This is a genomic window from Pectobacterium quasiaquaticum (assembly GCF_014946775.2).
Classification (GTDB): domain Bacteria; phylum Pseudomonadota; class Gammaproteobacteria; order Enterobacterales; family Enterobacteriaceae; genus Pectobacterium; species Pectobacterium aquaticum.
In genome coordinates this window covers 3,750,030-3,764,030 of the sequence record NZ_CP065177.1, presented here as the reverse complement: position 1 = coordinate 3,764,030, position 14,001 = coordinate 3,750,030, and the positions used below count along the sequence as shown (strand labels likewise).

Annotated in this window: 12 protein-coding genes; 3 read left to right on the top strand and 9 right to left on the bottom strand. The window is 53.7% G+C overall.

What is annotated here, in order from left to right:
* The first annotated feature begins 55 nt into the window (after nucleotides 1-55).
* Nucleotides 56-538, top strand: a complete 483-nt coding sequence (gene folA, locus IG609_RS17185) for a type 3 dihydrofolate reductase (RefSeq protein ID WP_010299774.1) — start codon at nucleotides 56-58, stop codon at nucleotides 536-538.
* Between the two features lie 80 nt (nucleotides 539-618).
* Here the strand turns inward: folA and IG609_RS17180 are convergent, their stop codons facing one another.
* Nucleotides 619-1,524, bottom strand: coding sequence for a LysR family transcriptional regulator (locus IG609_RS17180; protein ID WP_193398234.1), 906 nt, complete (start codon nucleotides 1,522-1,524; stop codon nucleotides 619-621).
* A gap of 110 nt (nucleotides 1,525-1,634) precedes the next feature.
* Between IG609_RS17180 and IG609_RS17175 the strand changes: the two genes are divergently transcribed.
* Entirely contained in the window at nucleotides 1,635-2,174 is a 540-nt protein-coding gene (locus IG609_RS17175; RefSeq protein ID WP_193398235.1) for a DMT family transporter, read from the top strand.
* A gap of 40 nt (nucleotides 2,175-2,214) precedes the next feature.
* Here the strand turns inward: IG609_RS17175 and apaH are convergent, their stop codons facing one another.
* The 6 genes from apaH to lptD all read right to left on the bottom strand — a co-directional run bounded on the left by apaH (nucleotide 2,215) and on the right by lptD (nucleotide 9,067).
* Nucleotides 2,215-3,084, bottom strand: a complete 870-nt coding sequence (apaH, locus tag IG609_RS17170; protein WP_193398236.1) for a bis(5'-nucleosyl)-tetraphosphatase (symmetrical) ApaH — start codon at nucleotides 3,082-3,084, stop codon at nucleotides 2,215-2,217.
* Between the two features lie 2 nt (nucleotides 3,085-3,086).
* On the bottom strand, nucleotides 3,087-3,464 hold the full coding sequence (gene apaG / locus IG609_RS17165) for a Co2+/Mg2+ efflux protein ApaG (RefSeq protein WP_102117392.1): 378 nt from the start codon (nucleotides 3,462-3,464) through the stop codon (nucleotides 3,087-3,089).
* A 12-nt stretch (nucleotides 3,465-3,476) separates the two neighbouring features.
* Nucleotides 3,477-4,295: a 16S rRNA (adenine(1518)-N(6)/adenine(1519)-N(6))-dimethyltransferase RsmA gene (rsmA, locus tag IG609_RS17160; RefSeq protein ID WP_193398237.1), complete on the bottom strand. Its 819-nt coding sequence runs from the start codon at nucleotides 4,293-4,295 to the stop codon at nucleotides 3,477-3,479.
* Entirely contained in the window at nucleotides 4,288-5,289 is a 1,002-nt protein-coding gene (gene pdxA, locus IG609_RS17155) for a 4-hydroxythreonine-4-phosphate dehydrogenase PdxA (protein ID WP_193398238.1), read from the bottom strand. The genes rsmA and pdxA overlap by 8 nt, the downstream gene beginning before the upstream one ends.
* A 15-nt stretch (nucleotides 5,290-5,304) precedes the next feature.
* On the bottom strand, nucleotides 5,305-6,600 hold the full coding sequence (gene surA / locus IG609_RS17150) for a peptidylprolyl isomerase SurA (RefSeq protein ID WP_180785314.1): 1,296 nt from the start codon (nucleotides 6,598-6,600) through the stop codon (nucleotides 5,305-5,307).
* A gap of 97 nt (nucleotides 6,601-6,697) precedes the next feature.
* Complete coding sequence (gene lptD, locus IG609_RS17145; protein WP_226374125.1) at nucleotides 6,698-9,067, bottom strand: LPS assembly protein LptD; 2,370 nt, start codon at nucleotides 9,065-9,067, stop codon at nucleotides 6,698-6,700.
* A 185-nt stretch (nucleotides 9,068-9,252) separates the two neighbouring features.
* Here lptD and djlA point away from each other — a divergent pair, with 185 nt between their 5' ends.
* Nucleotides 9,253-10,143, top strand: coding sequence for a co-chaperone DjlA (gene djlA, locus IG609_RS17140; RefSeq protein ID WP_116155400.1), 891 nt, complete (start codon nucleotides 9,253-9,255; stop codon nucleotides 10,141-10,143).
* 81 nt (nucleotides 10,144-10,224) lie between these two features.
* Here djlA and rluA read toward each other — a convergent pair whose 3' ends face one another.
* On the bottom strand, nucleotides 10,225-10,878 hold the full coding sequence (gene rluA, locus IG609_RS17135; RefSeq protein ID WP_193398240.1) for a bifunctional tRNA pseudouridine(32) synthase/23S rRNA pseudouridine(746) synthase RluA: 654 nt from the start codon (nucleotides 10,876-10,878) through the stop codon (nucleotides 10,225-10,227).
* Between the two features lie 185 nt (nucleotides 10,879-11,063).
* Nucleotides 11,064-13,967, bottom strand: a complete 2,904-nt coding sequence (gene rapA / locus IG609_RS17130) for an RNA polymerase-associated protein RapA (protein WP_193398241.1) — start codon at nucleotides 13,965-13,967, stop codon at nucleotides 11,064-11,066.
* Nucleotides 13,968-14,001: the final 34 nt, after the last annotated feature.

Below are 14,001 nucleotides of genomic sequence, written 5' to 3'. Positions count from 1 at the left end.
GAAAGGGCTTTCCGTATAGTGTCTGCAATTTTCTGGCCTACAGGGTTTTTTCACCATGGTTATTAGTTTGATTGCTGCACTGGCAGTGGATCGCGTGATTGGTATGGAAAACGCGATGCCGTGGCATTTGCCAGCCGATCTTGCATGGTTTAAGCGTAATACGCTTAATAAGCCGATTATTATGGGGCGTAATACTTTCCGTTCTATCGGTCAGCCGCTGCCCGGCCGGCTGAACATTGTCGTCAGCAATCATCCCGGTGATGACGATCGTGTGACCTGGGTCTCTTCGCTGGACGCTGCGCTGGCGGCAGCGGGCGACGTCGAGGAAGTGATGGTGATTGGCGGCGGCAGTATCTATCAACAAATGCTGGCGCAGGCTAATCGCCTCTATCTGACGCACATTGATGCCGAAGTGGAAGGCGACACGCATTTCCCTGACTATGAGCCGGATGAGTGGCAGTCTGTTTTCAGCGAATTCCATGATGCTGACGAGCGCAACTCACACAGTTACTGCTTCGAAATTTTGGAACGTCGCTAAGCGCCTTTCCTGCGATAACATTCTGTCGATGACTCACTAAACCCGTCTTGTTGCGGGTTTTTTCGTTTCTGGCCCGATGTTTACTTCCCCGCCTGACAGCTTTCCCAAATGGCGTGTCTCAGCCAGCGATGCGCTGGATCGCTCTCGCGTCGCGTATGCCACACCTGCTGGAATGCAAAGTCGGGTATCACGAATGGAGGCGGAAAAATGTGCAAATCTAGCGTAGTGATGTGGGCCATGCTGCGCCGTGCGGCAGTCAAAATCAGGTCAGTACCGGCAATGAGATTGATGGCGGCGTGCCAGTGGGGCAGCGTCAGCACGACATTGCGCGACAGGCCGCTTGCAGCCAGCGCGCTGTCCACTTCATTGGCTGAATCGGGATGCATGGTGACCAGAATATGTGGTCGTTCCAGCCATGCCTCAAGCGACAGCGTACCGTTTTCCGGCAGCGTGGCGTGGTCGGCCAGACAGGCAAACTGTTCTTCAAAGAGAAGCTCGGCGTGTACTTCAGACGGGCGTTCAGGAAATACGCCGAGGCCTAAATCGATTTCTCCATCAATCAACTGTGCCAGCATCATTTCACGGCCGGCATGACTGACGGCCAGCGAAACGCCGGGAGCCTGCACGCGTAGATGCCGCATGAGCGTTGGCAAAACGGCATTCGTACCGTAATCAGAAAGCGCCAAACGGAAATGTCGCGTGCTATGGCGTGGATCGAACTGCGGAGCTTGTATGAGGCCATTTAGTTGATCAAGCGCGAGTTCCAGCGGGCCGAGTAGCGCCTGAGCGCGCGTCGTCAGCGTCAGACCGACTTCACGTCGGACTAACAGCGGATCGTTAAAAATCTGGCGAAGCTGTGCTAGTGAATGGCTGACGGCAGGCTGGCTGCGGTGCAGGCGCAGTGCCGCCCGCGTGACGTGTTTTTCCGTCAACAGTGCATGAAGCGTTAGCAGCAGATTCATATCGATACGCCGTAAATCATCCATTTTATGAATGCCTTTCGTATGAATTACGAATTTCCATCAGTTTAATGGATGATGGAGTATTGGAACATCCCAATTACGTTGTGAACTTATATTGTGAATCAGGGGACTCTATGTCGTTATTCTCTTCTTTTTCTCTCTCATTATTGTTGCCGCTGGGTATTGCGGTATTCGCTGGGAGCATTGTGCCTTTTCAGGCCGCCAGTAATGCGATGCTGGGGCGCTCGTTAGGCCATCCACTTTGGGCAACGCTGGTCTCACTGCTGGTTAGCATCTGCGTGCTGTTGCCGATTCTGTTTGCTGCTCGGGTACCCACGCCAACACTGGGCAATGCCTTGCAGGGGCCGTGGTGGATCTGGCTGGGCGGCGTGGCAGGCGTGGCCTATATCACCGCCGCCTTATTGCTGACGCCAAAGCTCGGAGCCTCAGGTTTTATTGTCTGCGTGATTGTTGGGCAGGTGGTGGCATCGCTGATCATCGATCATTTTGGTTTGATGGGGTTGGCGGTGAAGCCTGCGACGCTGGGGCGAATCGCGGGTGTCGCGTTAATCGTGATGGGGATGCTGGTGGTGCAATATTCTGCGGCTTCTCAACCACTGGCCGTACCATCATCCAAAAAGGCTCAGTCTGAGACGACTTTCCCCTTTTTATGACTTTGGCACGGTTGGCGATGGAGCAACGGCTTTCGAGCCTTTACTCACCCGATAAGGGCGCGCTATCGCCAGAAAGCTCGTCAGTTGATGAAGTGTTTGATGAAAGCGACGGTTGCGTGAAATAGCGCTTATCGTCCCAACGCAGCATAGTCAGATCTCCCCCCCAACAGCACCCGGTATCCAGCGCGTAAATGTTCTCCGGCGTGCCTTTCCCTTCCAGCGAGGCCCAATGGCCGAACGCAATAGCGTATTCCTCGGTAACCTGGCTCGGCAGCTCAAACCACGGTTTTAGCAGAGAAGGGGCATGACTCGGTGGCTCTTTACACAGCATATCCAGTTGTCCGCCAGAGAAGCAGTAGCGCATACGGGTAAAGACATTGGTGCTAAAGCGTAAACGAGCCAGACCGCTGAGCTCCGGGCTCCAGTGGTTCGGCATATCGCCATACATGGCATCGAGGAAAAGCGGATAGCTGTCGCTGCTCAGGATCGACTCGACTTCGCGTGCACACATAAGCGCCGTCGGCAGATCCCACTGCGGCGTGATGCCCGCGTGCGCCATAACCAGCTTCAGCTCTTCATCAACCTGCAAGATCGGCTGGCGACGTAGCCAGTTGATAAGCTCATCGGCGTCCGGTGCGGTGAAGAGGTCGTTGAGACGATCTTTCGGCTTATTACGGCTGATACCGGCATAAACGGCCAGCAGGTGCAGATCGTGATTGCCAAGCACCATACGGACAGAAGAACCGAGAGAACGAACAAACCGCAGAACCTGAAGCGAATCCGGCCCCCGTGCGACTAAATCACCCGTTAACCAAAGTGTATCTTGCTCTGGATTAAAGGAAACTTGCGCCAATAGCGCGTTGAGTTCAACGTAACAGCCGTGAACATCGCCAACTAAATAGGTAGACATAATTAATGTATCAGTGAAGGGATAGCCAGACGGAAAACGGGGATTGGGACCTGAAACGCTTTACCTTGATGGTCAACCATATGGTAGTGGCCTTCCATCGTGCCAAGAGGCGTTTCTATGACGGCACCGCTGGTATAGTGGAATTCGCCGCCGGGCTGGATAATCGGCTGTTCGCCGACGACGCCTTCACCCTGAACTTCAGTCTGGCGGCCGTTACCGTTGGTGATCTGCCAATAACGCCCCAAAAGCTGGACTTCATGACGCCCCAGATTGCGGATCGTAATCGTGTAAGCAAACACGAAACGTTCTTCATCAGGCTCCGACTGTGATTCCACGTAGAAGCTTTGAACCTGTAAACAAACACGGGGCGCATTAATCATGATGAACTCCAGTTATTCCTGTTTTGCAGGATGCTCGCTCAGCCAGTTCGCCAATCGGCAATATTGCTCAACGGTCACATTCTCTGCGCGACTGGTTACATTGATCCCCAGCTCGGTGAGGATTTCCGGGGTGAACAGGTTGCCTAGACTGTTACGCAATGTCTTACGGCGCTGGTTAAACGCTTCCGTCGTGATGCGGCTCAGCACGCGAATGTCGCTGACCGGGTAGGGGATCTCGGCATGAGGAACGAGTCGCACTACGGCTGAATCAACTTTAGGCGCGGGCTTGAATGCCTCTGGTGGTACTTCAAGCACTGGGATTATCTGACAATAATACTGTGCCATGACGCTCAGGCGTCCAAAGGCTTTACTGTTCGGCCCTGCCACCAAGCGGTTAACCACCTCTTTCTGCAACATAAAGTGCATGTCGCGGATAGATTGAGTATAGGTGAACAAGTGGAACATCAGCGGTGTGGAAATATTATACGGCAGGTTGCCGAAAACACGCAGCGGTTGCCCAGCCTGTTCAGCGAGCGCGGCGAAATCGATCGTCATGGCATCTTGCTGAATAATCGTCAGCTTGTCTTTCAGCGTCGGATGCGTTTCCAGGCGCGCTGCCAGATCCCTATCCAGCTCAATAACGGTAAAACGATCCATCCGTTCGCCAACGGGCGCAGTCAACGCGCCGAGGCCGGGACCGATCTCGACGATCGCTTGACCAGGTTGAGGATGAATCGCCGAAACGATGCTATCGATCACGAAGTGATCGTTTAAAAAGTTTTGCCCAAAACGTTTACGGGCGAAGTGACCTTGGTGTACGCGATTATTCATTACTGTGTTTTATCATTTTAATGGCAAGATTTAATGCCGTGATGAAGCTGCCGGGGTCGGCGCTGCCGGTTGCGGCCAGCTCAAGCGCTGTACCGTGATCGACCGACGTACGAATAAAAGGTAACCCCAACGTGATATTAACGGCGCGCCCGAAGCCCTGATATTTCAGAACTGGGAGCCCTTGATCGTGATACATCGCCAAAACGGCGTCAGCGTGTTGCAGATACTTTGGCTGGAAAAGCGTGTCGGCAGGCAACGGCCCAACCAGCGTGATGCCCTGCTGCCGGAGTTCGTCCAGCGCTGGGTTAATCACATCCAGCTCTTCACGGCCCATATGGCCGCCTTCACCGGCATGAGGATTTAGCCCACATACATAGATTTTCGGTTGAGCGATACCGAATTTTGTCTGCAAATCATGATGCAAAATCGTGATGACTTCGTGCAGGCTCTGGCGGGTAATCGCCGCAGAAACGGCTGCAAGCGGAAGATGCGTGGTCGCTAAGGCGACGCGCAGTTCTTCTGTTGCCAGCATCATGACGACACGGTCACAGCGGCTGCGATCGGCGAAAAACTCAGTGTGTCCGCTGAAGGGGACGCCAGCATCGTTGATAATGCCTTTATGCACTGGGCCGGTAATCAGCGCGGCGAATTCACCATTCAGGCAGCCATCGCAAGCACGCGTCAACGTTTCAACCACATAAGCGCTGTTAGCGACATTCAATTGGCCTGGAATGATGGTTGCTGGTGCGGCGATCGGCAGAATGGTCAGGCTACCCGCCTGTTGTGGTTGTGCGGGCTGGCCGGGTTGATAGTCACGCAGTGTCAGCGGCATAGACAGATGCAATGCGCGACTGAGTAACAGGTCAGGATCCGCACAGATCACGAGCTCTACAGGCCAGGCCTGCTGAGCCAGAGCAATCACCAGATCGGGGCCAATCCCGGCGGGTTCGCCGGGGGTGATCACAACGCGTGGCGTATTGCTCTCAGTCTGCATGAGTTTCAATCTGCATTAGTTACTGGCACCATTAATTACTTTGACATAGGCCGCCGCACGCTGTTCCTGCATCCAGGTTTGCGCTTCTTCAGCGAATTTACGGTTAAAGATCATACGGTACGCTTGTTCTTTTTGCGCCGCGTCGGTTTTATCAACCTGACGGGTGTCTAGCAACTGAATCAGGTGCCAGCCAAAAGAGGAATGAACAGGCTGACTGATTTCGCCTTTCTTCAGTTTCAACAACGCATCGCGGAAGGCCGGATCGTACATATCTGGAGAAGCCCAGCCAAGGTCGCCGCCCTGATTCGCTGAACCAGGATCCTGGGAGAGCAGTTTGGCTTGTGAGGCAAAATCGGTGCTGCCGTTTTTGATCTGCTGTGCCACTTCGGCCAGCTTGGCTTGCGCCTGGCTGTCCGTCATGACGACAGACGGTTTGATTAGAATATGGCGAGCATGCGTTTCGGTTACCGATACGCTTTTGTTACCGCCGCGAATATCGTTCACTTTCAGAATGTGGAAACCCACACCAGAACGGATCGGGCCAACGACCTGACCTTTCTGCGCCTGTGTTAAGCGTTCAGCAAACAGCGTTGGGATCTCTTGCAGCTTACCCCAACCCATTTGACCGCCTTTCAGCGCCTGAGAATCAGATGAATAAGTAATGGCCAGCTTACCAAAATCCGCACCGTCACTGATTTGTTTCACCAGCGATGTTGCCAGATTTTCCGCTTCATCAACCTGCTGCTGAGTCGGGTTTTCCGGTAATGAGATCAGAATGTGGCTCAGATTCAGCTCATCGTTTTCACCGGTCTGGGTGGCGATTTGCTTAGCCAGCGTATCGACTTCCTGAGGCAATACGGTAATGCGACGACGGACTTCGTTGTTACGTACTTCCGAAATCAGCATCTCTTTGCGAATCTGGTTACGGTAGGTGTTGTAGTTCAGACCTTCATAAGCCAATTGGCTTTTTAGCTGGTCCAGAGACATCCGGTTCTGAGCAGCAATATTGGTAATCGCCTGATTCAGTTGCTCATCCGTCACCTGAATACCCATCTTCTGCGCCATTTGCAGGATGATGTTATCCATGATCAGGCGATCGGTAATCTGATGACGCAGCGTGGCATCATCCGGTAACTGTTGCCCGGCCTGCTGGGCGTTCAGTTTTACCGACTGCAAAAGGCTGTTTACATCACTTTCCAACACGACGCTGTTATCGACCACTGCTGCGACTTTATCAACCACCTGTGGTGCTGCGAACGCGGTAGAGGCACTCAGTGCCAATCCGAGAATAAGCGTTCTCCAGTTCTTCATACCTTTCCCATTATTTCATCCGCAAGGCGGGTTAAAAGTTCCAACATTTCAGTGAGACAGCCTGTTTGCCCTTATCGGCTAAGCACTCTGGATGACATCAGAATGCGCGCTGGTAAGGCAAAATACCCGAGCGAAGCATTTTTTCGGAACCCAGACTGTAATTGCTGCTTAAACCACGTAATTCGATATTAAATGACACTTTGTTGTCGTATTCGCTGCTGCGACTGGCTCTGTTCCAATCGGTAATTTTACGTTCATAACCGACGCTCACGGCCCAACAACAGGTATTATACTGTAAACCAATCAGTTGGTTTGCCGGCTGATTGGCTTTGGTGTCGTAATAATAAGCGCCAACCACCGCCCAACGCTCGACAATCGGCCAGCTTGCGGTGATACCGACCTGCGAGATACCTTGCTGGAAGCCAGGGTTCGTGACATTAGGGATCATGTCCTGGATATATTCTGGGCTCGCGTAACGATAATTCAACTGCACCAGACGTTCCGCGTCGCGACGGTATTCTAACACGGCATCGCCCAGCGCGACTTCGTTCAGGCGATTGTCATACTGCAGACCTCCGCGAACACCCCATCTGTCATCGATTTTCAGGAAGGAGTCACCTGCCCATACTTGGCTACCGTTGTTATCGCTTTTATCGAGTGACGTGCTGCGGTCACCCGTGCGTGGGCGATCGAAGTAATAGATTTGACCAATAGAAGCGTTAAAACGTTCAACCAACGTATCATCATAAATACGCGTGGTGACACCGGTCACAAGCTGATTCGCGGACGCGATGCGGTCCAGACCGCTGTAACTGCGATCGCGGAACAGGCCGGAATAGTCAGTCTGCATAAGCGTGGAATCATAGGTATGGATACCGCTCTGATCGCGATAAGGCACGTAAAGGTACTGCGCGCGAGGTTCCAGCGTTTGGGTATAGGCCTGCGACCAGTCCATTTCGCGTTCAAAGACCATTTTGCCATCGACTTTATATTGCGGCATCACCCGATTCACTGAATCTTTCAGTGCATCTTTTGTCTCTTGGGCAATGTTTGGCGTCGAGGAGGCACGATAGCGATCTAGGTTATCCTGCTGATAGTGTGTCGCCAACAGCTTGGCTTCGGTATTCAGGCTAGCCCAGCGGTTTGCCAGCGGCAGATTCAGCGTTGGTTCAACGTGCAGACGAGTCGCTTCCGGCCGATTGTCGTTGACGTTGGTAAATTTTACTGCTTGACCATAAAGATGCATATCAACTGGGCCGATATCATTCTGGTAATAATTGATATCGAGCTGCGGCTCTGCACGATAGACATCACGGCTGGTCGCATTGGAAAAAACCTGAAACTGTTTGGTGGACAACGTGGTATTCCAGTTTTGGTTCGCATAGCCCGCACTGAATTTTTGGGTAATGTAGCCATCGGTGGTTGAGCCATACTGCGAGTCCAGATCGGTAAAGTAGCGATCGTCACTGACTTTTGTATAGTCCGCGTCAAAACGCCACACCTGATCCATCACGCCGCTGTGACCCCAGTGGAACAACCAACGGGTATCATTATCGTCCTGTGGTGTATATTTGGCGTATTCACTGTCGCTGGGTAGCCAGTCGAATTGAATAACGCCAAGGCCTGGCGTGGTCAGGTAGCGGAATTCGTTCTGCCACTGCATACCACGTTTGGTTTGCATATGCGGCGTGATCGTGGCGTCAAAATTAGGGGCGATATTCCAGTAATAGGGCGTCAGCAGTTCGAAGCCATTGCTGCTACCGTATTTCGCATTGGGGATCAGGAAGCCAGAGCGTCGTTTATCGCCGATAGGAAGCTGTAAATACGGGCTATAGAACACAGGTACGCCAGCAATCTTGAAACGCGCATTCCAGATTTCAGCAACTTGCTCTTCTCTGTCTTGAATCACTTCCGAACCGACGACACTCCAGCTATTATCTCCCGGCAGACAGGAAGTGAAGGAGCCGTTTTCCAGAATGGTGTAGCGATTGCTGTCACGCATTTTCATTTTGTCGGCGGAACCACGCCCTTGACGGCCCACCATCTGATAGTCGCCTTCATAGACGTCGGTATCTTTGGTGTTCAAGTTGGCCCACGCTTTAGGGCCTTTCAGGATAACCTGATTGTCGTCGTAGTGGACATTTCCCGTTGCAGTAATAGTACGCGTTGGTGTGCTACCCTGCGTTGTCGGATCCATCTGGTTCAGTTCCACCTGTTCGGCGGTCATGACGCTGTTGCCCTGCTGGATGTTAACATTGCCGATGAATTTGGCGTTGTCGGGATAACTGGCTTCGGTTTTGTCAGCCTGAATCTTGACCGGCAACTGGTTGGGATCGCCTGTTACCAGCGGTCTGTTGTACGTAGGTACACCCAGGATGCACTGTTGAGCGAGATCGGCCAGCGCGTGCTGGCTGTAAAGCGCCGACCAAACCAGAGTGGCCAGCAGAGTTGGGAAACTTTTTTTCATACGTGGTATCAGGTGTTCCGTCATCAGGGGCATCATGCTGGCAAACGGTCAGAGACTATATCACTCGTTAGCGTTGCGCCAGTGTTAAATCCCCACCGCCTATACGCACCGCCGTTAGGTGCAAAGATAAATGACAGGTATGATAAAGCAATTTTTGGCTGACGGCATGAGGATTTGAGGAGTATATGCGGTATTGGGGAAAGTTGCTGGGGTTGGCGCTGGGAATCGTCTCAAGTGCTGGCATCTGGGGAATGATCATGGGCTTACTGATGGGGCATTGGATTGACAAAGCTCGGGCATCGCGTCGCCGTGATTATTTCTCTGCTCAGTCTACCCGTCAGTCATTGTTCTTTCTCACGACCTTTCAGGCCATGGGACACCTGACCAAATCCAAAGGCCGGGTGACGGAAGCTGATATCAGGATCGCGACCAAAATGATGGATCGCCTTGAGCTATTTGGTGAGGCCAGAGCTGCCGCTCAACGGGCTTTCCGAGAAGGAAAAACCAGCCATTTCCCTCTGCGAATAAAATTACGCAAGCTGCGCGATGCCTGTCTGGGACGTTTTGATTTAATTAAGATGTTTCTGGAAATTCAGCTTCAGGTCGCGTTTGTTGATGGCGTTCTGCATCCTAACGAACGACGCGTGTTGTACGTGATTGCCGATGAGTTGGGGGTGACGCGCGAGCAGTTTGAGTTCTTTCTGCGGAATATGGAAAGTACCACGGGGCAGCAGTCGCGGCAGAATCAGTCACGCCAGAACGGTAAATCGTATCAGCGTCGCAGTAACGGTCACTCCAGCGGGGGTTACTCCAACGGACACTCTTATGGCGGCCAACGCCCGGCTTCACCGCCGCGAGGGCCAACGGTCGAAAGTGCCTGCCGTACGCTAGGCGTGCGCAGCAGCGATGACGCTGTGACGATTAAGCGCGCCTACCGCAAACTCATGAGCGAACATCATCCCGATAAGCTGGTCGCCAAGAAGCTTTCGCCAAGGATGATGGAGATGGCCAAGCGCAAGGCGCAGGATATTCAGGCCGCCTATGAACTGTTGAAAAGCGCGAATCAGACAAAATAATCCGCATCCTTCCTCTTCATTACTTCCCCATTTTAATGCTCTACCAAACACCGATTTGCAAATACCTTCAGTGAGTTTGCCTCAGAAATCGGCTTCGCAACGAAAGTGCATTGGGGTATTGAAAGCGGGGTGCGTGATAGCCAGTTCTTGTGCATGCAGTAAAAGACGGGGGGCCAGTGCTTTGGCATCGGGGTGCGCATAAAAGCCATCGCCGAGGATAGGGTGACCCAGCGCGAGCAGGTGGACTCGCAGTTGATGGGAGCGACCGGTAATCGGCATCAGCTTGACGCGTGTTGTACCGTCAGCGTCACGCGAAAGTACCTGATACTCCGTCTGTGCTGATTTTCCTGTTTCAAAGCAGACTTTCTGTTTCGGGCGGTTCGGCCAGTCGCAGATCAGTGGCAGGTCGATGACGCCCTCATCTTGCGCCATATGTCCCCAGACGCGGGCAAGGTAGGATTTCTTGGGTTCACGCTCGCGAAACTGACGCTTTAATTCGCGCTCGGCGGCTTTCGTGAGGGCAACGGCAATCACGCCGCTGGTTGCCATATCCAGACGATGTACGGATTCTGCGGTCGGATAGTCAGCCTGAATACGGCTCATGACGCTGTCTTTGTGTTCTGGCGCACGGCCGGGAACCGACAGCAGACCGCTGGGTTTATTCACCACCATGATGTGCTGATCCTGGTACAGAATAGGCAACCAGGGATCGGTAGGCGGATTATAGGGTTCCATTCACGCTCCAAAAATAGGCAAGAAACAGGGACGTCGTTGCTGTTTGACCGAGATACACGGGCTTATCACGGGGCGAGGTGTTCCTGCGGAAACCTCATCCCCGTGCTTTCCCTAATATGCAACTATCCGTGTGCTGAAAAGTCTGGCTGCCCATAATACGCATAACGCATAGTACGGGCGGAACATTACTGGTGTGTCACCACAACCAGACGGATCGCATCCAGACGCCAGTTGGCTTCATGCAGGTTGCTCAGCACTTGCTCGCGCTGGTTTTCCAGCGCGGTCAGCTCATCTTCACGAATGTTAGGGTTGACGGCTTTCAACGCTTCCAGACGTTCCAGCTCGCGGCGCAATTGCAGGTCAGCCTGCTCCTGAGCTTCGGTGATGAGCTGTCGTGCCTGCGTTTCGACCAGCGCTTCCGCCTGTTGCAACATGGCGTGAACATCGGCCTGTACCGCATTCACCAACTTGCTGGATGTATGACGGTTTACCGCGTTGAGCTGGCGGTTGAAACTCTCAAACTCAACCTGTGCTGCCAGATTGGTGCCTTTACGATCCATCAGCAGGCGAACCGGCGTAGGTGGCAGGAAGCGGGTCAGTTGCAGGTGTTTTGGTGCCTGCGCTTCCACCACGTAAACCAGTTCCGCCAACAGTGTGCCGACCGGCAGCGCTTTATTTTTCAGCAGTGACACCGCACAGCTGCCGGTATCGCCGGACAGCACCAGATCGAGCCCGTTACGGATCAGCGGGTGTTCCCAACTGATAAACTGTGCATCTTCGCGAGAGAGCGCCTGATCGCGATCGAAAGTGATCGTACAGCCGTCCTGCGGTAGGCCCGGGAAGTCTGGCACCAGCATATGATCGGATGGCGTCAGGATGATCAGGTTATCGCTGCGATCTTCCTGATTGATGCCAACAATATCGAACAGGTTCAGGGCGAATGTCACCAGATTGACGTCATTATCCTGCTCGGCAATGGCTTGCGCTAGCAGTTGAGCCTGTTCGCCACCGTTAGAATGCATTTCCAACAGGCGATCGCGGCCTTGTTCAAGCTGTTGTTTCAGGCTGTCGTGCTGTTGACGGCAAACATGGATAAACTCATCCAGTCCCTGCTGTTCACCGACTGTCGTCAGTCGCTCGATCAGCTGCGTGTGGTGGGCATCATAGATGGTACGGCCTGTCGGGCAGGTGTGCTCAAATGCGTCCAGCCCTTCGTGATACCAGCGCACCAGCAACGCCTGTGCGGTGCTTTCCAGATACGGCACCAGAATCTGAATTTCTTTGGCCTGCCCGATACGGTCCAGACGACCAATACGCTGTTCCAGCAGGTCGGGGTTGAACGGCAGATCGAACATCACTAAATGGCTGGCAAACTGGAAGTTACGGCCTTCGGAACCAATCTCTGAACAGATCAGCACCTGCGCACCTTCTTCTTCGGAAGCAAAATAGGCGGCGGCGCGGTCACGTTCCAGAATCGACAGCCCTTCGTGGAAGACGGCGGCGCGGATCGCTTCACGCGTGCGCAGCACTTGCTCCAACTGTAGCGCGGTGGCTGCCTGCGCACAGATCACTAGGATTTTTTCATTACGATTGGCGGTCAGGTAGTTCAGTAACCATTCTACGCGTGGATCGAAGTTCCACCAGGTGGCATCGTCCCCTTCGAGCTGTTGATAAATTTGTTCCGGGTACAGCATGTCGCGGGCGCGGACTTCCAGCGCCTTATTCGCGTTCATAATGCCGGATACTTTAATCGCCGTTTGGTACTGCGCCGGCAGCGGCAGGCGAATTTGATGCAGGACACGCTGCGGGAAGCCTTTAACCCCTTGACGCGTGTTACGGAACAGCACGCGGCTGGTGCCGTGGCGATCCATCAACATGGTGATCAGTTCCTGACGCGCCTTCTGATTGTCATCGCTATCGCTGTTGATGGCTTTCAGTAACGGCTCGATGTCTTGCTCGCCCAGCAGATCGCTCAGCGCATTCAGTTCAGCCGTTTTAGCCTTTTCGCCCGCTAACAGCAACGTGACGGCATCGGCGACCGGACGGTACTGCTGCTGTTCGGCAACGAACTCCTTATAGTCGTGGAAACGATTGGGATCGAGCAGGCGTAAGCGCGCAAAGTGGCTCTGCTGGCCAAGCTGTTCCGGCGTCGCGGTTAACAGCAGAACGGCCGGCGTGGCGCGTGCCAGCGTTTCAATAGCCTGATATTCTGGGCTGGGGCTTTCTTCGCTCCAGACCAGATGGTGGGCTTCATCCACCACCAGCAGATCCCAGTCGGCGTTGACGAGCTGCGCAAAGCGCTGGGCGCTGCGTTGCACAAATCCCAGTGAGCAGATGACCAACTGTTCAGTTTCAAACGGATTGCTGCTGTCCAGCTTGGCTTCGGCATAGCGCTCGTCGTCAAACAGGGAAAACAGCAGGTTAAAGCGGCGCAGCATTTCGACCAGCCACTGGTGTTGCAGCGTTTCCGGCACGACAATCAGCACGCGACTAGCACGACCCGCCAGCAGTTGCTGGTGGATGATCATCCCCGCCTCAATGGTTTTTCCCAGTCCGACTTCGTCCGCCAGCAAAACGCGTGGCGCGTGGCGTTGGCCGACTTCATGAGCGATATGAAGTTGATGGGGGATAAGGCTGGCACGCATGCCGCGCAATCCGCCCCATTGTTGTCGCGCCTGCTCGTTCTGATGCTTGCGGGCGCGATAGCGCAGGGCAAAGCGATCCATACGATCGATCTGTCCGGCGAACAGGCGATCTTGCGGTTTGTTAAACGTCAGTTTGCTATCCAAAAAGACTTCACGCAGTTCCGCCGACGTTTCATCGTCCAGGCGTTGGCCGCAATACACTAGCAACCCTTTTTCTTCTCGCACGTCATCCACTTTGAGCTGCCAGCCTTCATGGCTTGTGACGGTGTCGCCGGGATTGAACATCACGCGGGTGATGGGGGCGTCGCTGCGGGAATAAAGTCGGTTTTCACCGCTGGCAGGGAAAAGCAGCGTAATCATACGCGTATCGACGGCAACAACCGTTCCCAGTCCAAGTTCGCTTTCCGTATCGCTGATCCAGCGCTGACCAAGTGTAAAAGGCATAAATTCTTAGCTCGATGTTCGTCTGTGTCGGAGG